The organism is Actinobaculum sp. oral taxon 183 str. F0552, assembly GCF_000466165.1.
Lineage (GTDB): Bacteria > Actinomycetota > Actinomycetes > Actinomycetales > Actinomycetaceae > Peptidiphaga.
The window spans coordinates 41,679-65,732 of sequence record NZ_KE951439.1; the positions used below are offsets into that span (position 1 = coordinate 41,679).

Annotated in this window: 23 protein-coding genes; 13 read left to right on the top strand and 10 right to left on the bottom strand. The window is 65.2% G+C overall.

Annotated elements, in window-relative coordinates; translation table 11 throughout:
* Positions 1-9: 9 nt before the first annotated feature.
* Complete coding sequence (locus tag HMPREF0043_RS06695; protein ID WP_021602224.1) at positions 10-720, bottom strand: ArsR/SmtB family transcription factor; 711 nt, start codon at positions 718-720, stop codon at positions 10-12.
* Between the two features lie 194 nt (positions 721-914).
* Between HMPREF0043_RS06695 and HMPREF0043_RS06700 the strand changes: the two genes are divergently transcribed.
* Together HMPREF0043_RS06700 and HMPREF0043_RS06705 are read left to right on the top strand one after the other, a co-directional pair.
* Complete coding sequence (locus HMPREF0043_RS06700) at positions 915-1,439, top strand: mycothiol transferase (protein ID WP_021602225.1); 525 nt, start codon at positions 915-917, stop codon at positions 1,437-1,439.
* 44 nt (positions 1,440-1,483) lie between these two features.
* Positions 1,484-1,867, top strand: a complete 384-nt coding sequence (locus HMPREF0043_RS06705; protein ID WP_021602226.1) for a PH domain-containing protein — start codon at positions 1,484-1,486, stop codon at positions 1,865-1,867.
* 131 nt (positions 1,868-1,998) lie between these two features.
* On the opposite strand, the gene HMPREF0043_RS06710 is transcribed toward HMPREF0043_RS06705, so the two are convergent.
* Together HMPREF0043_RS06710 and HMPREF0043_RS06715 are read right to left on the bottom strand one after the other, a co-directional pair.
* The gene (locus HMPREF0043_RS06710) at positions 1,999-3,588 is read right to left on the bottom strand and encodes a DUF5129 domain-containing protein (RefSeq protein ID WP_040318038.1); all 1,590 of its coding nucleotides are present in this window, start codon (positions 3,586-3,588) and stop codon (positions 1,999-2,001) included.
* 316 nt (positions 3,589-3,904) lie between these two features.
* Positions 3,905-4,867: a helix-turn-helix transcriptional regulator gene (locus HMPREF0043_RS06715; RefSeq protein WP_040318039.1), complete on the bottom strand. Its 963-nt coding sequence runs from the start codon at positions 4,865-4,867 to the stop codon at positions 3,905-3,907.
* Positions 4,868-5,007: 140 nt separating this feature from the next.
* On the opposite strand from HMPREF0043_RS06715, the gene HMPREF0043_RS06720 reads away from it, so the two are divergent.
* From HMPREF0043_RS06720 to HMPREF0043_RS06740, 5 genes are all read left to right on the top strand, one after another.
* Positions 5,008-5,724 carry an MptD family putative ECF transporter S component gene (locus HMPREF0043_RS06720; protein WP_232206069.1) on the top strand — a complete coding sequence of 239 codons (717 nt, stop codon included), beginning with the start codon at positions 5,008-5,010 and terminating at the stop codon, positions 5,722-5,724.
* Between the two features lie 9 nt (positions 5,725-5,733).
* Complete coding sequence (locus tag HMPREF0043_RS06725) at positions 5,734-6,483, top strand: energy-coupling factor transporter transmembrane component T (RefSeq protein WP_021602231.1); 750 nt, start codon at positions 5,734-5,736, stop codon at positions 6,481-6,483.
* Complete coding sequence (locus HMPREF0043_RS06730; protein ID WP_021602232.1) at positions 6,480-7,991, top strand: ABC transporter ATP-binding protein; 1,512 nt, start codon at positions 6,480-6,482, stop codon at positions 7,989-7,991. The genes HMPREF0043_RS06725 and HMPREF0043_RS06730 overlap by 4 nt, the downstream gene beginning before the upstream one ends.
* Entirely contained in the window at positions 7,988-11,533 is a 3,546-nt protein-coding gene (locus tag HMPREF0043_RS11740; RefSeq protein ID WP_021602233.1) for an ABC transporter ATP-binding protein, read from the top strand. The genes HMPREF0043_RS06730 and HMPREF0043_RS11740 overlap by 4 nt, the downstream gene beginning before the upstream one ends.
* Before the next feature lie 440 nt (positions 11,534-11,973).
* Positions 11,974-12,846, top strand: a complete 873-nt coding sequence (locus HMPREF0043_RS06740) for a TRM11 family SAM-dependent methyltransferase (RefSeq protein WP_198010298.1) — start codon at positions 11,974-11,976, stop codon at positions 12,844-12,846.
* 44 nt (positions 12,847-12,890) lie between these two features.
* On the opposite strand, the gene HMPREF0043_RS06745 is transcribed toward HMPREF0043_RS06740, so the two are convergent.
* Positions 12,891-13,229 carry a winged helix-turn-helix transcriptional regulator gene (locus HMPREF0043_RS06745; RefSeq protein ID WP_232206070.1) on the bottom strand — a complete coding sequence of 113 codons (339 nt, stop codon included), beginning with the start codon at positions 13,227-13,229 and terminating at the stop codon, positions 12,891-12,893.
* A 150-nt stretch (positions 13,230-13,379) separates the two neighbouring features.
* Between HMPREF0043_RS06745 and HMPREF0043_RS06750 the strand changes: the two genes are divergently transcribed.
* The 3 genes from HMPREF0043_RS06750 (at position 13,380) to HMPREF0043_RS06760 (ending at position 16,721) form a co-directional block, all read left to right on the top strand.
* Complete coding sequence (locus HMPREF0043_RS06750) at positions 13,380-14,333, top strand: NmrA/HSCARG family protein (RefSeq protein ID WP_021602236.1); 954 nt, start codon at positions 13,380-13,382, stop codon at positions 14,331-14,333.
* 133 nt (positions 14,334-14,466) lie between these two features.
* Positions 14,467-15,834, top strand: a complete 1,368-nt coding sequence (locus HMPREF0043_RS06755; RefSeq protein WP_269528607.1) for an SGNH/GDSL hydrolase family protein — start codon at positions 14,467-14,469, stop codon at positions 15,832-15,834.
* A gap of 86 nt (positions 15,835-15,920) precedes the next feature.
* Positions 15,921-16,721 carry a class I SAM-dependent methyltransferase gene (locus HMPREF0043_RS06760; protein WP_021602238.1) on the top strand — a complete coding sequence of 267 codons (801 nt, stop codon included), beginning with the start codon at positions 15,921-15,923 and terminating at the stop codon, positions 16,719-16,721.
* Positions 16,722-16,847: 126 nt separating this feature from the next.
* Here HMPREF0043_RS06760 and HMPREF0043_RS10750 read toward each other — a convergent pair whose 3' ends face one another.
* The 4 genes from HMPREF0043_RS10750 to HMPREF0043_RS06770 form a co-directional block, all read right to left on the bottom strand.
* Positions 16,848-17,114: a hypothetical protein gene (locus tag HMPREF0043_RS10750; RefSeq protein ID WP_198010299.1), complete on the bottom strand. Its 267-nt coding sequence runs from the start codon at positions 17,112-17,114 to the stop codon at positions 16,848-16,850.
* Between the two features lie 251 nt (positions 17,115-17,365).
* Positions 17,366-17,935 carry an ImmA/IrrE family metallo-endopeptidase gene (locus HMPREF0043_RS10755; RefSeq protein WP_198010300.1) on the bottom strand — a complete coding sequence of 190 codons (570 nt, stop codon included), beginning with the start codon at positions 17,933-17,935 and terminating at the stop codon, positions 17,366-17,368.
* A 10-nt stretch (positions 17,936-17,945) separates the two neighbouring features.
* Positions 17,946-18,284: a helix-turn-helix domain-containing protein gene (locus HMPREF0043_RS06765; protein ID WP_084432363.1), complete on the bottom strand. Its 339-nt coding sequence runs from the start codon at positions 18,282-18,284 to the stop codon at positions 17,946-17,948.
* A 179-nt stretch (positions 18,285-18,463) separates the two neighbouring features.
* Positions 18,464-19,282: a class I SAM-dependent methyltransferase gene (locus HMPREF0043_RS06770; protein WP_021602242.1), complete on the bottom strand. Its 819-nt coding sequence runs from the start codon at positions 19,280-19,282 to the stop codon at positions 18,464-18,466.
* Between the two features lie 249 nt (positions 19,283-19,531).
* Here HMPREF0043_RS06770 and HMPREF0043_RS06775 point away from each other — a divergent pair, with 249 nt between their 5' ends.
* Entirely contained in the window at positions 19,532-20,365 is an 834-nt protein-coding gene (locus tag HMPREF0043_RS06775; RefSeq protein WP_021602243.1) for a formylglycine-generating enzyme family protein, read from the top strand.
* A 167-nt stretch (positions 20,366-20,532) separates the two neighbouring features.
* A complete protein-coding gene (locus tag HMPREF0043_RS06780; protein ID WP_021602244.1) occupies positions 20,533-20,883 on the top strand; it encodes a DsrE family protein in 351 nt (116 codons plus the stop codon).
* 72 nt (positions 20,884-20,955) lie between these two features.
* On the opposite strand, the gene HMPREF0043_RS06785 is transcribed toward HMPREF0043_RS06780, so the two are convergent.
* The gene (locus tag HMPREF0043_RS06785; RefSeq protein ID WP_040318041.1) at positions 20,956-21,678 is read right to left on the bottom strand and encodes a uridine kinase family protein; all 723 of its coding nucleotides are present in this window, start codon (positions 21,676-21,678) and stop codon (positions 20,956-20,958) included.
* Positions 21,679-21,838: 160 nt separating this feature from the next.
* Here HMPREF0043_RS06785 and HMPREF0043_RS06790 point away from each other — a divergent pair, with 160 nt between their 5' ends.
* A complete protein-coding gene (locus tag HMPREF0043_RS06790; RefSeq protein WP_021602246.1) occupies positions 21,839-22,273 on the top strand; it encodes a methyltransferase family protein in 435 nt (144 codons plus the stop codon).
* A gap of 50 nt (positions 22,274-22,323) precedes the next feature.
* Here HMPREF0043_RS06790 and HMPREF0043_RS11115 read toward each other — a convergent pair whose 3' ends face one another.
* Positions 22,324-23,805, bottom strand: a complete 1,482-nt coding sequence (locus HMPREF0043_RS11115) for a hypothetical protein (protein ID WP_156897541.1) — start codon at positions 23,803-23,805, stop codon at positions 22,324-22,326.
* Positions 23,806-24,054: the final 249 nt, after the last annotated feature.

Consider the following 24,054-nt stretch of genomic DNA (forward strand, 5'->3'; position numbering starts at 1 on the left):
TTCTCCTCTTCAGCGGGCGGTGGTCCAGCGCTCGGCGAGCGAAGCGCCTTCCAACGCCTTCTCGCCCGACTCGGTGAGTTCCACCGCACGGGTCTGCCCCTTGCGCACGATCCACCTGTGCTCGAGATAGAGCTCAGTGAGCGCGGCGCCGAGCTTTCCGCCCAAATGGAAGCGACGTTCGATCGAATCCATGCACGCCTCTCCTCGGGGCACGACCTCGAATGTCAAACCCCACGAGGTGACCAGCTTCCGCCCCCGCGGCGACAGCTGCCAGGCGCCATCCAGATATCCCCGTGCGCGCATCCGATCCGCGAGGCGAACCCCGAGACGGCCGGCGAGATGGCGATAGCACGTGCGGGCTTCGCGCAGGTTGTGATTCTGCGTCCACGCCCGCAGACTCCGCGCGGAAGGGGATTGGGTCGCCGCGATCACGCCGAGGCCCTCGACGATGCGGACGACGTCGTCGCCGGAGAACACCACATAGGTGTGCCTGCCCTGGCGGATCTTGCGGACGAGCCCGGCTCCCGCGAGTGCGTTCACGTGTTCGCTTCCCGTCGACCGTGTGATACCCGCATAGGAGGACAGTTCGCCGACGGTCCACGCGCGCCCGTCCATGAGCGCGCTGCACATGGCCGTGCGCGAGGGATGCGCCAGCGCGGCCGTGACCCTCGCGATGTCCGGGAGGGACTCGTCGCGGTAGGCAGGGCGTCGCATATTCATACGCCCAGAATACGGGGCGCATTATTCGGCGTGAGTCGAATCGTGAGTGCTTTGGATTCCGCTCGAGGCTGCTGGCGCGCGCCGAGGTCGTCACTCGATTCTTCGAAGTGCGGCGTGTGGCCTTTCTTGTGGCCGATAGTCGGCGACCGCCGGCCACAGTCTGGATTCGACCGTGCGGTGGTAGCGTTTCGGCCATGGCATTCTCCGATTTCCTCATCGACGGCCTGTCCCGCTCGCGTGAGCGTTTCGACCGCGCGCTCTCCGGCGTCACCGTGAAACAGGCCAACACGCAGCCCACCCCGAAAAAGGCGCCCCGCGTGGACTCGCTGAGCTGGCTCGCCTGGCACACCGCCCGGGAGATCGACTTCCAGATCGCGCCGCTTGCGGGCGTCGAGCCGGTGTGGATCACCGGGCGCCACAAGGAGCGCTTCGCCCTGGACCTCCCCGACGACACCGAGGACTGGCGCCATACCCCCGAGCAGGCGGCCAAAGTGGTGGTCGGCGACATCTCCGTGCTCACGGCTTACCTCGACGACGCCTACGCCATGGCCGCCGGCTACCTTCGCACCGTGGGCGAAGACGATGTGGACGCCGTCGTCGACGATTCCTGGGACCCGCCCGTAACCCTCGCCGCGCGGCTGGTTTCGATCGTCGACGACGCCGCCCAGCACTCCGGCCAGGCCGTCTACACCCGCCGCCTCCTCGGACTGCCCGGCTGACAGCGGGCTGTATAATCTGGTCATCGCCGTTTCAAAGGAGCACCATGCCGCAGGAACTGTCAGTGCTGACGATGTGGACATTCGTCTCGGAGTGCCCGATCCCCCGGGACATTGGACCGGTTCTCATAGACGGCGAGGAGCCGATCGCCGCTTATAAGACCTTGCGTGACTCCGCCGTCTTCACGGACCGGCGTCTGATCGTGCGCGATGCACAGGGGATGACAGGGAAGAAAGTCGAGATCTATTCCCTGCCGTACTCCTCGATCATCATGTGGTCGTCGGAGAATGCGGGGATGATCGACTTCAACTCCGAACTCGAGCTGTGGACGCACGCCGGGCATATCAAGGTCAAGCTCGGCCGAGGCATTGACGTTCGGCGTCTCGATTCCCTCATCTCCACAAGGATCCTCACGAAAGCAGGGCACTGACCACTCCGAAGCGTCGATCGCGCCGCGCGAGCGGCGGTGGATTGATCTGCTCCCGGGCGGCCTCGGCACCGGCTCCGATGCTGGCGGAGTGCATGGACTCTCCCGTTCTAGGAGCGTCGACGTCGGTGGGATCAGAAGCTCGATGAGGAGCCGGAGCCGGAGAAACCGCCCCCGCTGTACCCTCCGCTGGAGGAGGAGCCGCCGGAGGAACTGCCACCCCCGCTGGAGCTGCCCGGAACGTAGGACGACGCGGAGGAATAGCCCACCACCAGGTCGGAGATCGAGGTGAAGGAGCTGAACGACCCGCTGTCGTCGGATAGGCTTCCCCCGCCGTCGCCCGAGCTGACGGCTGAGAGCGCGGGGGAGTCGGGGTTGAGGCGGATCGTCGAATGCGGGTCGTAGTATCCGTGCGTGCCGCTGAAGAGCCAGTAGCCGCTGTAGGACGCGTTGTTGCTTGAGGACAGCGAGTCGTTGAAGCGGCGACGGCGTTCATCGGCATACCGTGAGGTGTCGGAGTCGATGGCTCGGCGCGCCAGCCGCCTGGCCCGGGTCTCGGTCTCGTCGGCGATCCCGTCCAGCTCGTCGAGCGCTGTCGAGGGCTTGAGCTCGCCGGCCTCCAGCTCGGAGGTCATCGCGTTCAGCCGTTGGCGCTGAGAGCGGACCCATGCCCGCGTCTCCTCGGTGTCGACCGTCGCCTGCGAATCGTCGACCTGTTCGCACAGGCGGTTGAGCGACTGCAGGTCCTCCATCACCGGCCCCTGCTCGTTGACCCAGACGCCCTCCCAGCCGGAGGACATGGTCAGGAGCGTGGCGGTGTTGGCGATGACGTCGTCGAGCGAATCCAACGCGGCGGAACGCTTCTTGAGATCGCTGACCCGTCCCAGCATCTTCAAGTTGAACCACTGGGCGCCCACGGGGTCGCCGAAGTCCTGCCACTCCCGCGTGAACTTCGCGTACTCCCCGCGGAACCATCGGTAGCGCGCCATCACCTGAGCGCCGTGGGGCTCATCCTCGGGAATCGTGCTGGCATGCAGCTCGGTGGTGTCGTAGTCGTGAGTGACCTGGGAGTAGTGGCGCAACGCCTCCCGCGCGCGGCGTCGGGCCGCCAACCCGCGATATAGGTAGCAGCAGAGCCACGCCAGGCCCGCGATGGCGACGACGCCCGGCATGGCATAGGTCGTCCCCACGTCTCCGCTGCCGGGACGGCCCATGAGGTCCGCGGTCTTCTTCGCCATCGACACCGTGCCCCCATACCAGTCGCCGATGCGGTACTGATCCTTCGCCGCATTCTGGACGGCGGCCTGCTGGCGGAGAGGAATCGTGATGTCCTCGCCGAAGTAGCAGCCCACTTTCCTCCCGTCGGGGGCGACGGCGAAGATCACCAGACCATCACTCCAGTAGTTGGAATTCGACTGAGAGATCCACGGAACGTCGGTGTCGCTGTGCTTGCGGGCGTACTTGAGCACCTCGTCGTTGAGATTGACGATATCGGAGCCGCGTACGGTGAGCACCGCGACGTGCACCTTCCGACGGAACGTCAGGCGTTGGAGCTCGTCGGCCAAGGGCTCGGTCTGGAGGACGTCCGCCTCGTCGTGGATCTCCACCGTGGGATGGTGAGTCTTGCCGAAAGGCCACAACGCGACGATGGGGAAAACGGCGATGAGAGCCAGACTCATCGTGACGTTGAAGGCGAAGGCCAGAACCGCCCGTATGCCTCCCATGCGAACGATGAGCGGCTGCCGAGCATTCCCTTTCGCTGCCTTGGGATCCGCGTCTTGCTGTGATGTCCGCGCACTGTCAATATCCTTCTCTGCCATGAAAGCCATTCTCCCTCCTGTGCGTAGAAGTGGAGCACCGCCTACGTCGAACGGGGACATCTGCCCGTCATTCTCTCTCCTGTGCACAGAAGTGGAGAACTGCGTCCACGACAAGAGATGAGACGTGGTTGAGGCTTGCCCGAGGGCCGAGCTCCGCCTCGATGCCGGTGGCGGCACCGTTGCGTGAAGGTCCGGCCCGAAGCGTCGACGCGGGCGGGTCTCAAACGCCGAGCATCCTGCGGTACTCTCTGGGCAGCATGCCGACTTCGCGCTTGAACAGCGCGGAGAAGCGGCTGGCGGACGCGTAGCCCACGGACCGCCCCACTTGCTCGATGGTGAGATCGGGCTGGCGCAGCAGAAGCTCGGCCTGGCTCATCCGGCGCCCCTGCACGTACTGGGTGACCGTCTGCCCGTTGAGCAGCTTGAAGGTCTCCTTGAACTTCGTGGGGCTCATGCACGCGATCCTGGCCAGATCGCCGATGCGCAGGTCCGCCGAACAGTGGTCGTCGATGTAGCACACGATGTCGTGCATGCGCTCGCGGTCGGCCGAGTTCACGTGCTTGACGCCGCCGGCCGCCGAGCCCAGTCGGGAACGCTCCACGATGAGCCCCATCGCCTGGAGGACCTTGCCTTCGTAGTAGAGCTCGGAGTGCTCGGGGTCGCCCGGACGCGGCCAGAGCCGGGACAGCAGCGTCTTCATCTCGGGGAATTCGCCGTCCGAGCCGAGCGAGACGAAGGCCCGCTCGACGTCCTGGAACTCGCCCGCATATTCCCTGTCCAGGAACTGCGCCGAGAACTCCGGCGTGATCTCGATGGCGACGCTCTGCACGGGGATGCCGCCGTGCGCCACGCCCTTCCACGGGCCGCCCCCGATGCTCTGCCCCCACACGCTGTTGGGCCTGAGCCTGCGATACGGGCTGAACTCCTCCCCGGCGATCGACTTGAACCACGTGACCGTGAGATAGCTGGGCGGCTCGACATCCATGATGAAGTCGCGGCGCATCGTGAAGTCGTGGATGCTGATGCTCCACAGCGCCCTCTCGGGGGAGAGGAAGTGAAACCAGCCGGTGCACTCCCAACCCTCGGACCGGTACGAGCGCCAGAGCCCGCCGAAGCCCGCCTGCGGCGGCGCCTCCACGAAACCTTCGCTCTCCAAGAGCGGATTCTGCAATGACTTCCTCACGCCGACGTCCTCCCGGCCTATGACGATGAGACGCGATTATGCGCCGATGAGACTGGAATGCCCAGCGGACGGCCTGCGGCCGGCGTCCCATCCATACACTCGGATAGGTTAGCAATACCTGAGTTGGGAAAGGACGGGAAGTGGGCAAGGCAGCAGCGATGTCGACCGGCGACGGAGGGACCGGACAGAAGGGAGGACCCGGAGAGAAGGAATCCGGTGACAGGGGCCCGGCCGAGGCGAACTCCACCGAGCAGGTGCCGACGAGGGGCTTCGCCGGGCTCACCGCGCGCGACCTCATCACGACCGGCGTCTTCACCGCGGTCTTCCTCGTGTTCATGATGATCGGGAGCGCCCTCTTCGCGCCCAACCCCGTCCTCACGTTCTGGATGCCCGCCGCGTCGGCCCTGCTCACCGGCCCCGTCTACCTGCTGCTCGTCGCGAAGGTCCCCAAGCACGGCCCGCTGGCCATCCTGGGCGTCGTCATCGGCGCGATCATGTTCGTCACCGGGATGTACTGGGGGTGGGCGGTGAGCTCCGCCCTCCTGGGCGTCGTGGCCGACATCATCGCCGGCTTCGGCCGGTTCAGGGTCAAACCGCTCAACCTGACCGCCTTCGTCGTCTACTCGCTGGCCCCCATGGGCTCCTACATCATGCTGTGGGTGGACCCGGACGCCTACACGGCGTACCTGACCGGCAAGGGCACCGAACGGGCGTACATGGACACCATGCTGGACACGGCCGTCGACTGGATGCTGCCCGCCATGATCCTCGCGACCGTGGTCTGCGCCCTCGTCAGCGGCCTGGTGGGCATGCGCCTGCTGCGCAGGCAGTTCGAGCGCGCCGGCGTTACCGCCTGACCGCCGCCGATGACGCAGACGCATAGCCTCGGCCTGCCTGTGCAGGCCGGGCACGCGGGGCGGGGCGTCCACCTGGATCCGCGCACCAAGCTGATCCTCATCGCGGCCACGGCCACGGCGGTGGCCCTCGCGCCGAACCTCGCCTACGAGACGCTCCTCATGGCGCTGGCCTTCGGCTTCGGCGTCATGCTGGGAAGGCCCAAGGCCTCCGCGGTCATGCTCGTCCTGTACGCGGCGGCGGTCGCCGGCACCCAGCTCGTCCCGTACCTGGACAGCGTGGCCCTGCGCACCGCCTTCGGATCCTTCTTCCTGCTCGTGCGAAAGGTCTTCGCCTGCGGTCTCATGGCCTACGCGACCGTGACCACCACCCATGTCAACGAGCTCATGAGCTCCCTGGCGCGGGTCCGCGCGCCACGCCAGCTGAGCATCCCCCTGGCCGTGGCCATGCGCTACGCGCCCGCCGTGAGCGAGGACTGGAGCTTCATCAGGGACGCCATGCGCATGCGCGGCATCTCTCCCAGCCCCATGAGCCTCCTCAAGGCTCCGGCGCGCACCGTCGACTGCGTCTACGCTCCGCTGCTCATGAGCGCCAGCCGCGTCTGCGACGACCTGTCGATGGCCGCCATCGTGCGCGGCATCGAGAACCCCGCCGAGCGCACTTGCTACCTGCCCATCGCGATGCGCCCGGTGGACTACGCCATGCTCGCCCTGGGCCTGTGCGCCGTGGCGGGCGCTCCCATCTGCGGGGCCATCGGATGATCCGCTTCGAGCACGCATCCTTCGCCTACCGTTCAGGCGCCGCGGCCGAGGCCGGGGTTCGCGACGTCTCCCTCCACGTGGGCTCCGGCCAAGTGGTGGTCCTGTGCGGGCGCTCCGGATGCGGCAAATCCACCCTGCTGCGCATGGCCAACGGGCTCGCCCCGCGCTTCTTCCCGGGAGAGAGAACCGGACGCGTCCTACTCGACGGCGAGGAGGTCGGCGACCTGGCCACCTGGCGGATCGCCGAGCGCGCGGGGACACTGTTCCAGAACCCCCGCACTCAGTTCTTCAACGTCGACGCCACCGGGGAAGCGGCCTTCGCCTTGGAGAGCGCCGGATGGCCGGGAGAGGAGATCCGCGCCCGCGTCGGCGAGACCTTCCGCGAGCTGGGCCTGGAGGACTTGGCCGGACGCAGCGTCTTCCGCCTCTCCGGCGGGCAGCGCCAGAAGGTCGCCTACGCGAGCATCTGGGCCCTGCGGCCGTCGAACCTGTTGCTGGACGAGCCGACGAGCAACCTGGACATGCCGTCCATCGCGGACATCGCGGCCTTCGTCGTGCACGGGAAAGCCGCGGGCCGTTCGATCCTGGTGGCCGAGCACAGGCTGGCCTGGCTCACGGGCATCGCCGACGCCTACGTCTACCTCGAGGAAGGCCGCGTCTCACGCGTCATGGAGGCCCGCGAGTTCGCGGCGCTCAGTCCGCAGGAGCTGGTTTCCATGGGACTGCGCACGCGCGACCTCGACGACGTCGCGCCCGCGAACGACGCCGTCGCCCCGCCAGGGCGCCGCGGCGTCGCGCTCTCGGCACGGGGACTGTCGGTCGACTACGGCCGGGGCCCAGTGGTGCGCGAGGCCGACGTGGACCTGCGCTCCGGCGAAGTCGTCGCCCTCGCCGGCCGCAACGGCGCGGGGAAGACCACGCTGTGCCGCGCCCTGTGCGGCTTCGAGCGCAAGGCGAAGGGGGCGGTCAGCCTCGACGGGAGGCGCGCTGCGCGCAAACGCCGGGTGCGCGCCTCCTCCATGGTGTTCCAAGACGTCGACTACCAGCTCTTCGCCGAGTCCGCCGCGGCCGAGGTGACCTTCGGCCTGCCGCGCCGCGAAGCCGCCGCCGTGGACGTCGACGCCGTCCTGCGCGAACTCGCGCTGAGCGAGGCGGCCGCCAGGCACCCGGCCACGCTGTCCGGCGGCCAGAAGCAGCGCCTGGCCGTAGCGGCGTGCCTGGCGGCCGACAAACGGCTCCTCGTGTTCGACGAGCCGACCAGCGGGATCGACCTGGACGGGATGCGCCGCGTCGCCCGCCTGCTGGGCCGATTGGCGGGCCAAGGCCGCGCGATCCTCGTCGTCACCCATGACCTGGAGCTCATAGCGTGCGCCTGCGACCGCGTCCTGCACATGGACGGCGGGCGCGTCGTCGGCCAGGCCTCAGTCCGCGACGACTTCGACGCGGTCCGGGCGATGACGGGCGCGTCCGCGTCCGTGCAAACGGAGAGGGAGGAGAAGCACCCGTGAACAAGACGAGCAACCCGGTCGCCCTCGTGCTCCGATGGGCGGGCAGGAACAGGAAGTACTTGGTGGCCTCCATCGTCTGCGCGACACTGTCGGGATTGATGGTTGCGGTGCCCTATTTCGCCGTGTTCGACATGATGCGCGCCGTCTACGAGGGCAGGTGCACGACCCGGGTGGTCGCCGTCGACGCCGCCGTCCTAGTGGCGGGCACGCTGCTGCGCCACATCCTGTTCGGCGTGTCGAACGCCCTCGCGCACAAAGGCGCGTACGGCGCCCTGCTCGACGTGCGCTGCAGCGTCCTCGACCGCCTGTCGAAGGCGCCGCTGGGCGAACTGGACGACCGCAGCACCGGCCGGATCAAGACCGTCCTCTCCGACGACGTCGAGAAGCTCGAACTCCTGCTCGCGCACAACCTGCCGGAGGCCTTCATGTACGTCTCGGGGCCCGCCGCCGCATTCGTCTTCCTCCTGACCGCGAACGCGCCGCTGGCGCTGGTCACGCTCGTCCCCGCGATCGCCGCGTTCGCGGTGCTCGTCCGCCTGTTCAAGATCGCCCGAGCCGTCATGCCCCGAGCCATGAAGTCCCTGGAGGACATGAACTCGGTCATGGTGGAGTACGTCAGCGGCATGCGCGTGATCAAGGCGCTCGACATGGGCGCCCGCTCGTTCAGGCGGTTCCGCGCCGCCGTGGACGAGGAGCACGAAGTGTGGGGCGAGATGTCGCGCCGGACCGGCCCCGGGTTCGCGGCCTACGTCGTCGTCATCGAGGCGGGCCTCCTCCTCATGGTCCCCCTGGGCGCCCTGATGCTGACCCACGGCGCCGTCGACGGGTCGACCTATCTTCTCTTCGCCTTCGCGGGGTCTCTCTACCTGACTGAGATCAGGCTGCTGCAGGACTTCTCCAACAAACTCTCCCAAGCCTCGGCGGGCGCCCAACGCGTCCAGGAGCTCCTCGACGTTCCCGCCTTCGGGGCTGGCCAGGCCTTTCCCGAGGACGCGTCGATTCGCTTCGACGGCGTGTCCTTCGCATACGGCGACGACGCCCCCGAGGTCCTGCACGACGTCTCGCTCACCGTGGGGGCGGGCGAGCGGCTGGCCCTCGTCGGGCCCTCCGGTTCGGGGAAGTCGACTCTCGTCGAGCTGGTGGGGCGCTTCTACGACGTAACCTCGGGCGCCGTGACCATCGGCGGGAGGGATGTGCGCGACATCGACTACGACGACCTGCTGGCGCACGTATCCGTGGTGTTCCAGAAGACCTTCCTCACCAGCGGGACGATCGCGGAGAACATCCGCATGGGCTCCGACGCCACGCTCGAGGAAGTGCGCGCGGCAGCGCGCCTCGCGCAGGCCGACGCCTTCATCGCGGCGCTCCCCGACGGATACGACACGGTCATCGGCACTCTGGGCGCACGGCTCTCAGGCGGCGAGCGTCAGCGCATCGCCATCGCCCGCGCCATCCTCAAGGACGCGCCCATCCTCGTGTTGGACGAGGCCACGAGCTCGGCCGACCCGGAGAACCAGGCCTTCATCGACGAGGCGATCGCCAGCCTGTGCGAGGGCAAGACGGTGCTGATCGTCGCCCACCGGCTCGACGTGGTACCCGGCTGCGACCGCGTCGCCGTGATCGAAGACGGATCGCTCACCGCCGTGGGAACCCACGACGAGCTGCTCGCGTCCAGCCCCTACTACCGCACGGTCTGGGAGGACTACAACCAGTCCCGTTCCATGAACTATCGCGTCGGAGCAGCGGACTCCGATGCGATGGACGCCCGCGGGAAGCGGGAGGCGCTCGCGGAAGCGGCCCCGAAGGCGGCTTCGACGACGGCGACGTCAGCGGATGCGGCGCCGGCTGAGGCGGCTCCCTTCGCGAAGGGCCGGGACTTCTACGTCTCGTGCGCGTGCACGGTCGTCGAGGGCATGCTGGGCGGCTTCAACTTCGTGCTCGTCTACCTGGTGATACAGCAGGTCTTCTCCGATTCCGTCAGCCTTGCGGCGTTGTTCGGGGTCACGGGCGCGCTCGTCGGGGTGTTCGCCCTCCGCCTAGCCGTCTACTCCTTCGGCTACGTCCGCGGGCAGATCGGCGGCTCGCGCATCAGCCGAAACCTGCGCGTGGCCTTGGGCGACTCCATCAAACGGATCCCCCTCTCCCGCTTCACCGAGCGCTCCAGCGGGGAATACCTGCAGGCCCTCACCGTGAACGTCAACGACTACGAGCAGATCCTCACCCACAGGACGGGCGACATCCTCAAGAACGTCTCCCTGGCGAGCGTGATCACCGTCTTCGTCGCATTCTTGTACGCCCCGGCCGGAGCGGTCGTGCTGCTGTCCTTCCTCCTCCTCGTCCCCGCCGTCGCCCTGTCATGGCGCCAGGTCAAGGTCCACGGCCCCCACAAGGACGAAGTGCGCGCGAGCAACTCCAGCGCCATCATGGAGCACGTCGACGGCATGCAGGCCCTGCGCGCCTACGGCATGGCGGGCGTGCGCAACGATGCGATCGTGGACAGCATGCGGGAGTTCTCGCGCGTCAGCTACGTCTACGAGCGGGCCGTCATACCCGTGGGGGTGGCTCTGGCGATCCTGGCGGGCCTGAGCCAGCCCCTACTCGTCGTGCTGTGCTACCAGGCGTGGAAGGCGGATGCCGTCGCCGCCTCTTCCTTCCTGCTCATCTCCATGATGCCGCTGTTGACGTTGAGGCTCGTCAACGGCATATTCATCGACCTGACCGCCTACCGGAACCTCAGGATCGCGAGGAACAACGTCGCCGCCGTGCTCGCTGAGCCTCAGGAGGAGGGCAGCTTCGACGCCGTGCCCATGGAGGGAGCGGCGATCAGCCTCTCCCATGTGGACTTCTCCTACGGGCGGGGGCCGCGCGTGCTCTCCGACTTCAGCCTTCGCGTGCCGGAGGGGAGGCTGACGGCGCTCGTGGGCGAGTCGGGCTGCGGCAAGTCCACGGTGCTCAGCCTGATCGCCCAGCTGTACCGCTCGGATCGCGGGACCATCGCCTTCGGCGGCGCCGACACCGCCGCCTACGCGCCCGAGAGCGTGCTGCGCAACGTGGCGCTCGTGGACCAGGACGTGTTCCTCTTCGACGACTCGGTTATGGACAACGTGAGGTACGCGCGGCCCGGAGCGAGCGACGAGGAGGTGCGCGAGGCGTGCCGGCTGGCCAACGCCGACGGCTTCGTCAGCGCGCTGCCCGAAGGCTACGCGACGCGGATCGGGGAGAACGGCGGGTTCCTGTCGGGCGGCGAGCGCCAACGCATCTCGATCGCCCGCGCCATTCTCCGTGACGCGCCGATCGTCCTGCTCGACGAGGCCACCTCCAACCTGGACGTGGAGAACGAGCTGGCGGTACGCAAGGCCGTCGCCAACCTGCTCTCCTCGCGCAAGACCGTGGTCATGGTGGCGCACACGCTCTCCGTCATCCGCAAGGCAGACAGCATCGCGGTCATCGACGGCGGGGCGGTCGCCGAGCAGGGCACGCACGAGGAGCTGCTCGCGCGCGGCGGCAAGTATGCGCGCATGTGGAGCGCCTCGCGACCATAGCGAAGCCCTTCAGCATCTGCGCGAGGCGAGGCGTTCGCGAGGACCGCCCTTCAACTGGGTGCCGATGAGCACGGCTATCTCGGCGGCCACCGCCCGCGAGCCTCATCGCGGCGTATGGCATGAACCGAGTCAGGTAGAATCCCCGATGACGGAAGGCTCCTGTCAGATTGGGAGTGCAAGGCATGGCAAATCCGCGCAAGGCGGCTAGCGCTGCTCGGACGTCCAGTGTTGGAGGGCGTCGAAGGATAACCACAGGCGGCCCTCGCCGGATCCAGAGCGGTCAGAGCGACGGCCCCCAGCGCCAACGCTACCTTGTGACCTTCCCGGCGGGGCTCGCCGCTTTGGTCGAGGAGTGCCTTCGGGCCGATCTGCGCCTGGTTTCAGTGTCTCACAGGGACGATAGCGCCCTGCTCTTTTCGACGTCGGCTCCGGCCGAGTCGGTGGCCAAGCTGCTCTACGTCAAGAATGCCTTTCAGCTGGTTCTGGAAGTGCCCCGGACTTCTTTGAGCGGTGCGGCCAAGGCTATCGCCCAACGGCTACGGCGATCCGTCTCGCCTGGCTTGGAACGCATGTCCGGTTTCCGGATCATGGCGCAGATAGATGGCCAGTTGGAGCCGTTGGATCGCCATGCGAAAGGGACGCTGGAGCGTGCCGTGATGTCTGCTACAAGGGCGCGGGTGATGTCCCGCGGCGGCGGGGACGAGCTATGGCTCATCGGGAGGCGCGCCTTGGGGACCATCGTGCTGGGGCGTCGCCTTTCACGAGCGGCCAAGCCGGGGCCGGCCGGGTCGCTGAGCCCCGAGCTGAGTCGGTTGCTAGTGCGGATGTCGAAGCCGCAGGGCGGGGATGTGTTCCTGGATCCGTTCGCTGGAAGTGGAGCGCTTTGCAGGGCGCGCGCGGAATGGCCGGCCAGGCGGGTCATCGGGGTCGACCTGTACGCCGAGCCTCGTTTCGACAGCCCGAGGGCCCGCGCGCCGATCGAGTTCCTGCGCGAGGACGCGCTCGAACTGCCCTCGGTGGAGTCGGGTTCGGCAAGCGTGGTGGCGACGGACCCGCCGTGGGGGGAGTTCGAGTCTTTCGCCGGGTCGGCCCAGGAGTTCTACGCGGCCATGGCGGCGAGCTTCCGCCGCGTACTCGACCCGCGGACGGGACGGCTGGTGCTACTGGTCTCACGGAAGATGGAGCAGCTTGTGGCAGATGAACTGATACGTGCAGGATTCGAAGGGCCACGGCTGGTTCCGGTGCTGGTCAACGGCCATCCGGCGACTGTCTTGAACGCCTGTCCGGCGGAGGCGAGGGACGATGGCGGCTGACAAGGAGCCGGCCCCGGCCGGCAGTCATCGCCTTCATTCGAACTTCATTCGAAGCGCCCCCGCTCGCAGACCACTCGATTGCCCCACTCGGTCAGGGCGGCCAAGGCGGGAAGGAAAGTGCGCCCGAATTCGGTGAGCGAATAGACCGTCTTCACAGGCGGCTTGCTCCCGAAGACTTCCCGTGAGACCAGCCCGTCCCGCTCCAGCTGCCTGAGCTGGTTGCTCAGCACCGCCTCCGTCGGCGAGATGAGGGCGCGCCGCAGCTCGCCGAAACGTTTGGGCCCGTGCTGCAGGTGGTAGAGGATGACCGCCTTCCACTTGCCGCCCACCAAATCCATGGCGACGCTGATGGGACACGGGTAGGTTTTCCCACCCAGACTCACGAAATCGCTGATGCATTCTGTTCTCATGGCCTGCGCCTGCCTTCCCAGGGTACCTATCCGAAAGGATAGTTCTTGTTCCAGTCGACTCGCGGTTCCATACTGGCGTTTGCACACGATCATAACCCCCTGAAGTTCAAGGAGAATGCCGCAATGCCCGCTGAACCGCTCATAGCCGTCGCCGGCGGCACCAGCAAGCAAGGTCGCAGCGTCGTCAGGACGCTGATAGACGACGGACGCTTCAGAGTGCGCGCCCTCACCCGCGATCCCTCCTCCTCTCAGGCGCAGAACCTCGCCCGGCTCGGCGCGGAAGTCGTCTCCGCCCCGCTGGCGCTGGGGCACGACGAGGAGTGGCTCGCCGCTTTCGTCGGCGCGGACGGCGCCTTCCTGATGACCCCGCCCATCGCGCCGGAAGGCTCGCGCGAATACGAACTGGGGTGCCGCCTGGCGGACGCCGCCGTGCGGGCGGGCGTCGGACGCCTCGTGTTCAGCACCCTCGAAAACGTCGACGAGATCTCAGGCGGGCAATGGTTCGCCCCTCACTTCACCGATAAGGCCCGGATCGCCGACTACATCCGCACGCTGCCCGTGACCTGCGCCTTCGTCATGCTCTCCTTCTTCTTCACCAATCTGCTGGAGTACTACGTGCCACGCAGGGAAGGCGACTCGCTCATTCTGCCCGTCTACCTTCCCGAGGATTTCCGGGCGCCCTTCGTGGACCCGCTGACGGCCACCGGCCCGGCGGTACTCGAAATCCTCTCCCACCCCGAGGCCTACCGGGGCCGAACGCTCCCGCTCGTCGGCGACATCGTCTCGCCCCGCGAGATGATCGAGACCTTCCAGCGGGTCACCGGCGTGAAGGCCGAGTACGGCGATGCGTTCACGCGCGAGGGTCTGCTCCACTACTTCCCCGAACTCGCCGCCGAATCGCAGGCGAAGGAGATCCTGGGCATGGTCAACTACACGGTGAACTACGGGTATTTCAGGCCGGGACGCGACTTGGAATGGAGCCGCCGCCTAACCCCGGGCACCCTCACTTGGGAGCAGTTCCTGCGCGCCACCGGATGGCGCGGCGAGCGCACCCCCTTCGGCGGCTCGCATAGCTGAACGGGGATTAGATGTGTATGGGTAACTCTGAATGGGTATGAGGGGTTGACCTGCGGGGCTTCCGGATCGCATCCTGTTGGCAGCCACTTCCAGCGCTCATTTCGCACAGCCAGAACAACCTGAGGAATCCACCGTGTTCAACAATTCGCACTCCCCGATCCCGTCCGTCCGCCCGGTCGGCCAGCACCTTCAACAGGCCCGGGGCCTGGGAGGAATCCGAATCCTCCAGCGGGCTCGGCGGCGTCGGCGTTTCCCGCGTCCTCGATCCTCCCGGCTCGGCCTTCTCTCAGCGATCGCGATGATCCTGACCGTGGCCGACGTCGGTGCCACGGCCCACTCCGCTCAACGGCCGGCTGCTGTGCCGACCGGCCGCTACGTGGCCCTCGGCGACTCCTACGCTTCAGGCTTCGGCGTACTCCCGTATGCCAAAGGCACCGACGTCGTCGGCGGCAACAGGTGCAAGCGCTCCGAGGGCGCCTACGCTCACAAGGTGGGCAAGCGCATCGACAGGGCGCTGGATTTCCACGCCTGCGCCGAGGCCCGCACCAAGGACTTCTACCAGGCCAACACCGCCTGGGGCGAGCCCGCCCAACTCGACCGCGTCGGCTCGTCCACCGGCCTGGTGACGTTCTCCATCGGAGGCAACGACGCAGGTTTCCGCAAGACCCTCACCGACTGCATCGGGGGCGCGAGGATATTCCCCTTCGTCACGTGCAGCGGCGACAAGAAGATCACCGACCCGGTCGACGCCGCCCTGGACGCCCTGCGCGGCAAAAGCACGCAAGAAGGCATCCACAGCTACGACGCGATCATGGCCGACATCCGTTCACGCGCCCCCAAGGCCGCGGTCGTCGCAGTCGGCTATCCCCACATGTTCCCCGTCAAGGGAGGGGAAGGCGGACTGATCCCGGGGCGCTGCGAAGGGGTCAAGAAGGTGGATCAACGTTGGATCGCGGCCAAGACCGATGAGGTCAACGCGGCCCTGAAGGCCTCCGCGCTGCGCCACGGCTACCTGTTCGCCGACCCGACCGGCGCATTCAACGGCCATGAGCTGTGCGGCGCCAAGGGATCGTGGTTCTACGGCCTCTTCGAGGACGGCCGCTTCCACCCGATCGCCGACGGGCACACCGCAACCGCCGACGCCGTCATGAACGCCCTGAAGGACGGAGGCGGCCAGCAGGGCGCCGCCCTCCCCGCCGCCGAAGAGCAGGTCCGCAACGCGCGGCCCAAGGGCGCCATGACCGTCGCCCGCAACGGCTCCCGGCTCTCCTTGGACGCGTCGGCCTCCACCGACGCCGACGGGACCGTCGCCAAAGTCGACTGGTACATCCAACGCCCCGACGGCAGCGAAGAGGAACTCCACGGCGTGCGGACCGCCACCACGGTTTCCGCCGACCAGGCCGTCTCCGTCACCGCCGTCGTGAAGGACAACCGCGGCATGGAGGACTTCGTCACGCAGGTGTCGCCCGCAGCCAAAGGGCAGGCCAATGGCGCCAAATAGCCCGGGAAGCCCCCGGGCGGGCCTGGCGAGCAGCGGTTCGCCCTCCTAAGGGGATTGCGATGTCCGAGCATTCTCCACACGGCCGCATGAGCGCCCGGTACACCCATGGACACGGCCCGGCGGTGCTCGAAGGGCACTCGCGCCGCGGCGCCTTGGATTCGGCGGGATATCTGCTCCCCCGCCTGCACCCCGGTATGGACCTGCTCGACGTCGGATGCGGGCCGGCGTCCATCACCGCCGATCTCGCCGAGCTCGTGGCGCCCGGACGGGTCGTGGCGCTCGACGCCTCTCCCGCCGCGTTGGAGGCGGCCCGGGCCACGCTTGAGTCGCGGGGCCTCCTGGACCGAGTCGAACTGGCCGCCGGCGACGTATTCGCTCTGCCCTTCGAGGACGGCGCCTTCGACGTAGTCCACGCCCATCAGGTGATCCAGCACGTGGACGAGCCGGTGGCGGCCCTGGCCGAGATGCGCCGAGTCGCCCGCCCCGGCGGGACGGTCGCGGTGCGCGACGCCGTCTACTCGGCCATGAGCTGGTTCCCGCGGCCCGAAGGCATGGACCTGTGGCTTTCCGTCTATACGGCCACCGCCCGGGCCAACGGCGGCGAGCCCGACGCCGGAAGCAGGCTGCTGGCATGGACGCGCCAGGCGGGGCTGACGCAGGTGGTCGCCTCGGCCTCGACCTGGTGCTTCGCCACGGAGCGAGATCGCGAATGGTGGTCGGCCACATGGGCCGAGCGGTGCCTGACTTCGTTCGGCCCGCAGGCGTGCGAGATCGGTTTGGCGACGGCCGACGACCTCGAGGCGATGGCCGAAGGATGGCGGCAGTGGGGTGCAAGCGAGGACGGGTGGTTCACCGTGGTCCACGGAGAAATCCTCGGTAGTGCGTGATTGTAACGAACTCAACTCCAGCAGGGAAGGCTCATCAGGTTCGTCTTCTTCAACGGCAGAAGTCCGTCGTCAAGCTCTTTTAAACGCAGGTAAATGTTTCTCATGGCTGCCCTATCCGATAGATGCTCACCTACCGTCGCTACTTCGTTCGACTGCTATCGATAACCCTTTTGCCACATCATCGAAAAGAATATGCAGGAGTCTCGGCGGTAATTTTCTCCAGACGCGTCCTGCAGCTGAAAAGCGCTTATCCTGGCGCGCTTTTCGAAGGACTTCCTCCTCTACAGCTTCTGGTGCATTCAAAGCTCCTAAAACGCTGAAAAGTAATCTTTCCTTATTTATAGAAAAGAAGTTGATGCTCGGTCCTGCATAGATAATGGCATACCCACTCATGTGGGATTTTCTGGTTAGTCAATGTCTAAACAGCTCAAATCCACGGTGACGGGTGGTAGATCTGCAGCCGACACCCGAGGTATTTCGAGCGGAGAGGGCGTGATTCCGGCCTTTGAGAGTTCCTCGACTGCGTTTTCGACGCTGCCCCCCCTAAGTGTGGCGATGGCTTGAGCTGTTACGACGCCTTCCCTGTAGCCGGAAATTGCGCGCGCAAGTAGGTGTTGCGGTGCGCGTGAGCGGTTGGAACCGTCCTAGAGGGACTCGTACTGATCTTTCCATCCGAACTGCGTAGCTAGTTGGAGTGTGTTTATCGCCATCCACTGCTTTTTGATTGAAACATCGATGTATTGACATTCGCAGAGAGCAATGGCGGCAATCGCCGGGGAGACCAGAAAACTTTGCACGACGGCGGACAGATCGGCTGTGGATAAGGATTTTCGATTCCCGAGCAATTCTCTTAAGCCGTCTTCAGGTAGAAGCAAATGACGTGCAAATGCATCTGCGCGTATTTCTTGTGGACTGCGGGAGCCGAATTCTGTTTGGCTATTCCAGTCTTCGAACAACACGTGGGCAAGTTCGTGCGCTAAAGTGCTGCGCTGCCGCATTGGATGAGGGGTTCGGGCGATGCCAATGAAAGTGACTTCTCGATCTGGGTCGTGCATAGTCAACCCGTGCTCGTCGGGATCTGCATCGATTATAGCCACATCGTGTCCGGTAGTTTGTTCGATAAGCGCAACGAGATCGTCTAACGGTTGTAAGCCTAGACGATGTTCGCGACAGAAAGAGATCGCCGCTTTTTTGGCCTGAGCTTCCAGGTTCATTATTGCGGTATCAGCGAGACACTGCGGGAATCGCCTGATCGTCCAGGTAAGCGTCTAGTTCGATGAAATGAAGCAAACGCTGGCGCATTCTCTCCATCATCGGACTATTCGTCGTTCGCGCGGCATATTGAATTCTCTCGGTGACGGAATTTCCCGACAGCTGCGCGACTGTGCATCCAGTGGCTTCGGCCATCAAGATGATCTCGGTCATCTTCGCTGAGCGTTTGCCGGAGAGAATGCGGCTGAGCGTCGATTGGGATATGCCGGTGCGGTCTCCAAGCGCCCGTTGAGAGAGCCCGGCTGCTTCGCAGGCACTTGCAATCGCCGCTCCCATAGGTGTCTTCGCCATACGAACCGCCTTCTGAATCAAGTCTCGTATTGTGATTCAGTCTGGCACGTCGCGGGGGAGTGCAGTGGAGTGCAGTCAAGCCATCCCGTCGAAACAGGGACGCATCCTCTGCGGTCAATCTCCGAGACGTCATCCGGCCTTGCCGCCGATTGCGGGGCAGGCCGATGCCCCCGATCGCGTCAGGTCGCGCTGCCTGTGAAGGTCACGACCACCTCGTACATGCCCTTCAGCAGGCGCATGGCGGTGAAGCCGAAGCGAATCCCGCGTGGGAGCTGTGAGCGAGAATGGCCGGGAAGGTAGGAGGAGAAGTCGAACTCGATGCGCACGTCGTCTATTCGATCGCTCCAGGTCCGCACGCTGTAGGGGTCCTTGACCCGGAAGGGCATGCGCGCGTCGGGGGTACCGTTGCGGTGGATGCTCTTCTCGCTGCCTGCGGTCATCTTCGGGGATTCGGCGTCGTAGCACAGCCGACCGCCCGGGAAGCGCGTGCCGATCTCGCGCACGAGCGCTCTGACTTCGTCGACCTCGAAATAGTAGAAGACGCCGGCTGCGATCGCGATGAGCCCTCTGCCGGCGTCGACGTGGTCCATCCATCGATGGTCGGTCGCCGAATAGGGGAGGGCGACCTCGCGTTCGTGAGGATCGATCCAGCGGTCACGCGCCTGAAGCACTTCGGGGAAGTCGAGATTGTAGACGAGGGAATCGGGATCGACGATTTCGTGCACGATGCGGTCGAGCCCGCAGCCGATGTTCACGATCGCCGCACCGGGGTGGCCTGTGAGATAGGCGTTGATCTCGCGGATCGTCAGCAGATGACGCAGGCCGTAGACGGCGGTTGGAAAAGCGCCGAGCTGCTGCGCGGTGCTCCCCTCGGATTCCCGGATGCTCATCGCGTGCTCCGCCCAGGGGTCCGGGAAGAGGTCCGGCCAGCGGCGCGCGGCCTCGGCGCGGCCCATCAGCGGGAAGAAGAGCGTTTGCTGTACGTCGTTCAAGTTCACGGAGAGTCCTTTCGATGGGGCGGCTGAGGGCGATGAGGCGGTTCCGGCCGTGGTGAGTCGGCGAACCGGGCGGATTCGATCCGCCGGGCTCGATGCTTGAACCCTGACTCCGAACGCCCTGAATGTCTCGCAGCGGCATGGTTGAGTCTAGCCGGAGCCGACCGAGCCGGAGCCGTTCTTCATGCGGCCATCCGTACGGGGCCCGTCGGCTCATCGAGTCCGTGGCTGCCGGATCGATAGGATTGCCCCGTGTACACGCCGCGCTTCGTCACCCTCCCTCCCGGGGCCGTTCGCCTTCACGACGCCCGGCTCGGCGAGCGAGTCGACCTCGAACTTCAGGCCTTCGCGATTGCCGACGCTCCGGTGACGCAGGCGGAGTACGCTGCGGTGCTCGGGCGGCACGCCGCGGTCAGGGCCGACGCCATTCCGAAGACGCCGGGCCCCCATCGTTGCGAGCCCGCGGGCGCGGCGCTGCCCGACACCCCCGTGCATGGCGTGACCTGGTTCGATGCGATCGGCTGGTGCAATGCGGCGTCGGACCAAGCTGGCCTCCGACGCGCGTACCGCGTGGACGGCAGCTTCGTCGACTGGGCCGTGGACGCCGACGGCTACCGCCTGCCCACCGAGGCCGAATGGGAGTACGCGTGCCGCGCGGGAACGGACGGACCGACATACGGGCCGCTTGGCGAGATCGCGTGGACCGAGGCCGACGACGTCGACGAGCCTCAGCCGGTGCGCGGCAAGGCGCCGAACGGCCTCGGGCTGTTCGACACCCTCGGGAACGTCTGGGAGTGGTGCTGGGACTTCGCCGACCCCGCGAGATACCGCGACTACCGCGTGCTGCGCGGCGGTGGGTACTCCGATCGGCAGTGGAGCGTGCGGGCGTCCGTCCGCCGCGGCACCGCTCCCGACACAACGTTCGAGGACCTCGGATTCCGCGTAGCGCAAGGCGCAGTCGGGAAAGCCGGGGCCGTGGAGGCGCAAGGCTGGTCGGCGTCCGACGACCGACGGCGTGCGGGCATCGGCGGATTGCTCCCCGTGGGATGGACGCCGTACCGCGAACTCCTCGAACGCGGAGGGTGAAACAGAAGCCTGCGTGCGGTTGCGGCGAGAACCGCGAGCCGGGCCCGCGCAGTGGGGCGGCAGGCACAACCCGAAGGAGACGACCTCATCGCACCACCCTAGGCGACGCGATTGTGGGAAAATGGCGGAAAAGCCGAAAGGCGACAGATGAAACGAAGGACGAACAGATGAACGAAGAATACGCGGAGGATGCGCGCTACCTCCTTCATGTCTCCGCGGCTGACCGCTGGCCCGCCGTGCTCAGCAATCTCGGCAATCTCACGAATCTCGGACTGGCTTCGAGGGTCTCCGTCATGATCAACGGCACCGCGATCTACGTTCTGCAAGGCGACAACGATTGGACCGAAGCCATGGAGCGCGCCGCGCAGGCCGGAGCCACCTTCGAAGTCTGCTCGCGTTCCATCGCCAACCACGGGATCGATCCGAAGACGCTGCCGCAGTGGGTGACCCCGATACCGGCGGCGATTCCCTCGATCGCCGAGTATGCGCGGCAGGGATACGCGTACGTCAAGCCGTAGCGCGCTGGCCGCCGGGGATCGGAGAGCCTGAGGAGCGGGAATGCCGAAGGGCCGGGCGCCGGAGCGTCGCCGTCAGCGAAGCGGGCCCTCCGCCCAGGCGAGCTCGCCGGCGGCGAGGCCGGGAAGGGGTTCGCCCGACACGATGAGGTGTGCGCGCTCCCAGGGGCGGTCGGCGGCGAAGAAGGAACGCTCGCCAGCCATCCACCAATGCCAGAAGTGGATCGTCTCCTCGGCGTCTCCGTTCACGCCTAAGGCCGTGTCGCGCCCGATACCGCGTTCCTCGGCCACGCCGTCGTCGGTCTGAACCCATATGTGCACGTCGATCAGGTCGACGACCGCGCGCATTCCCGCGCCCGTCCCCTCGACGATGACGAACGGCGCACCCGCGGGAACGACGACGGAGCCCTCGCGCCCGTGGCGGTGCCACGCCGGAGGCGTGAAGTCGAGGGAACCGGCTCTGTGCAACTCGCCGAGCGCCGTGACGAGCAGGTGATCCCACTGGTAGAGGGGCTCGTTCCAGTCGACGTCGTCGATGTGCAGCACCTGCGCGCCGGGGGACGCGGATACGAGCATCGACGTGAGCGTGGTCTTGCCGGCGCCGCCGCGGCCGTCCACCGCGACGATTCCCGGGCGGTCGGAGTGCGCCCCGGCGAGGGAGAGGACATAGCCGGCGAAGGCACGGGCATCGCTGGCTTGCCACGCGCAGACTGGCGGTTCCTCAGGTTGGAGCATTACGCGCTCGCGAATGGGCAGAGCGCGCCGCGCAAAGGCGGGGGGATTCGGATGGACTGCCATGGGGCCGATACTAGCGAAGACGCAGGGCGAGCGGGAGGGAACGCCATATGCGGGAGTCGACGGAGATAGCCGGATATTCGGAAGCGCTGGCTGCGCTGCTAGGCTAGGGATTCGGAAAGAAACAGAGACGGAAAACGCAGCGATGCCCAGAATCCCACCGATGTTCCTCATGGTGTTCGGTCTGGCGGCACAGGCCTTTCTGCCTGCTGCACCGCCCGGCCCACGATGGTGGCAGTGGACGCTTGCCCTGCCGCTTGCTCTGGCGAGCTTGGCATTCCTTTTCGGTTCGTCGATGCGCTTCTACCGTGCGGGGGTTTCGGCCGATCCGGTCGACGTCGACCGCCCGCGGGCCCTCGTCAGGGACGGCGTCTACCGCGTGACGCGCAACCCCATGTACGTCGCAATGGCGGGAATCCTCGCAGCTCACGCCGTTCTACGCGGCCCATGGGCGTGGCTGCCCGCGGCCTGTTTCGCACTCCTCATCGACCGGTTGCAGATCCCGGCCGAGGAGGAGGCGCTGCGCCGTACTTTTCCCGAAGAATACGCCGAATATTCCTCCAAGGTGCCCAGATGGTTGGGATGGCTGCGGGCATAATCCCTGTTCCGTCGGAGATCTGGAACGGTCACATGAGGATAGGGAGAATATTACCTTACGCCAATTAGAATAGTACGGTCAGAGATTACATTAGAGTAAGAATAATTTGCATTAACCGGTATGGGAACGACCAAAGAACCTGGTGTCGGGATAGCCACGAGGCATCTATCGCTTTCCTGGCCGATATCCGGGCTGTAGCGAATCAACTGTAAGGGAACGGACACGTTGACCGATTCGGTGAATCCTGGTCGAGTGAGGACAATTTTTGGCGATATCGCATCATTATTCTGCTGATCATTCCATCTTACGGAAAAAATATCTCGCGTAGGATAAAGAGATTTCACTATATTTTTTTCATATTCTTTAAATGTAGCAGAAGAGATTAAATCTTTCCCTTCGGGAAGGCCAACTATTCTAGGCGGGGTACTGTCTTTGTCTTCAAAATAAAAAACAATGATATTACTTATGGCGGGCGGAAGTGTTCGTGCGCTATTCCCCAAATGAACAATTGCACCATTGTCGACATTCACAGCTTCGAGATCGTGATGGGGACTGTTTTTCAATCGTATGTTGTTCTTATTGTCTCGATCAATACGTCTGACAAGCCATCCGTTTCTAATATAAGGAGTTGCGGTATCAGAATCAAAGAAAAGGACATTAGTGATCGCGTGGGTAGTGGAAGGATGTAAATCGCTGGCCATCCGAACCTCACAGACTTTCGAAGGCCAGGTAGGTTTATATCTGTCATTCGGACATGAGAATCTGGTGACGAACGCGGAACTCCCGACGGAACCCCAGTATTGGCCACTTGCCTCGGTGGTGTTTTCCCACAGGGTGCTACCGTCTCTCAGGGAGATGCCTTCCTTGCCGATATAAGCAATGTGATCTGTAAGTTGAGCTCCATTGTAAGGCCGTTCGATGACAACAGCGCCAGTATTAGTATCGACAACGACAACAGATGCTAGGTCATATTCTTTTGAATTCTGCGCAGCGAAAACCGCGAATGCAGCGTATCGCCTGTTTGGGCTGGTTATAATACCGCACGGTATGGTGGATATCGTTCGATAACGACTTATTTCTCCTTCACAATTACCGCCAGGCTTAACCTTGTCTCTGCGGTAGGACCAGGCGGTTGTTCCCGATGCGCCGTTGATGCCGACGAGTTCCACGCTATGCCGTTTCTGTAGAAGAACGATGGGGCCTCGAGATCCCGCCTTGACGTCGATTTGGCGACCTGTCAAGTTTCTGATCCACGTCCGTTCACCTTTGACGGCGGATATGGGTTTCGGCGCTGCGATCGGAGTCGCGGTCGTCGTATGAACGGGAACGTAGACATGAGGAAGTCCGAGAATCCCGGCGAGCAAGAATGCCCACAGAGCCAAGGATGCTGCGATCCCCATTTTCGGAAAGTGCTTGAGGGCCTCGATCTCCCTTCGGAGACGTGCGGCAAGCTTGTCGATATGACGGCGACGGAAAAGAGACACGATCCGCTTTACTTGAGACATGGAAAAAGGCGCGGTCTGTTTTCTCACGTCCTTCGTTTGCTTGGCAGATGAGCGATGGTGCTGGAACTTCAAGTATACTCGCGAGGTCACCGCCAGACCAAGTGATAGGGCTGTCGCTGTGAGGAGCAGAAGGAAATGAATGCTGAAACCTGTTGAGACAAATATATCAAGCCATTTATACCATAGAAAACATGTTGGGTAGAATAAACATATGAAGAATGCGGCGAAATGAATCCTTCGAGGACGCCGGACCCTTAAAATCCATGGAGTCGCAAG

What these genes read in the sequence shown, in the direction of transcription:
- HMPREF0043_RS06710 (WP_040318038.1), bottom strand. Translation starts at nt 3,588, where the DNA reads ATGGGAGGCATACGGGCGGTTCTGGCCTTCGCCTTCAACGTCACGATG.
- HMPREF0043_RS10750 (WP_198010299.1), bottom strand. Translation starts at nt 17,114, where the DNA reads ATGAGTGGGTATGCCATTATCTATGCAGGACCGAGCATCAACTTCTTT.
- HMPREF0043_RS06785 (WP_040318041.1), bottom strand. Translation starts at nt 21,678, where the DNA reads ATGGCAGTCCATCCGAATCCCCCCGCCTTTGCGCGGCGCGCTCTGCCC.
- HMPREF0043_RS06700 (WP_021602225.1), top strand. Translation starts at nt 915, where the DNA reads ATGGCATTCTCCGATTTCCTCATCGACGGCCTGTCCCGCTCGCGTGAG.
- HMPREF0043_RS06725 (WP_021602231.1), top strand. Translation starts at nt 5,734, where the DNA reads ATGACGCAGACGCATAGCCTCGGCCTGCCTGTGCAGGCCGGGCACGCG.
- HMPREF0043_RS06750 (WP_021602236.1), top strand. Translation starts at nt 13,380, where the DNA reads ATGCCCGCTGAACCGCTCATAGCCGTCGCCGGCGGCACCAGCAAGCAA.
- HMPREF0043_RS06765 (WP_084432363.1), bottom strand. Translation starts at nt 18,284, where the DNA reads ATGGCGAAGACACCTATGGGAGCGGCGATTGCAAGTGCCTGCGAAGCA.
- HMPREF0043_RS06760 (WP_021602238.1), top strand. Translation starts at nt 15,921, where the DNA reads ATGAGCGCCCGGTACACCCATGGACACGGCCCGGCGGTGCTCGAAGGG.
- HMPREF0043_RS06705 (WP_021602226.1), top strand. Translation starts at nt 1,484, where the DNA reads ATGCCGCAGGAACTGTCAGTGCTGACGATGTGGACATTCGTCTCGGAG.
- HMPREF0043_RS06730 (WP_021602232.1), top strand. Translation starts at nt 6,480, where the DNA reads ATGATCCGCTTCGAGCACGCATCCTTCGCCTACCGTTCAGGCGCCGCG.
- HMPREF0043_RS06695 (WP_021602224.1), bottom strand. Translation starts at nt 720, where the DNA reads ATGAATATGCGACGCCCTGCCTACCGCGACGAGTCCCTCCCGGACATC.
- HMPREF0043_RS10755 (WP_198010300.1), bottom strand. Translation starts at nt 17,935, where the DNA reads ATGAACCTGGAAGCTCAGGCCAAAAAAGCGGCGATCTCTTTCTGTCGC.
- HMPREF0043_RS06790 (WP_021602246.1), top strand. Translation starts at nt 21,839, where the DNA reads ATGTTCCTCATGGTGTTCGGTCTGGCGGCACAGGCCTTTCTGCCTGCT.
- HMPREF0043_RS06780 (WP_021602244.1), top strand. Translation starts at nt 20,533, where the DNA reads ATGAACGAAGAATACGCGGAGGATGCGCGCTACCTCCTTCATGTCTCC.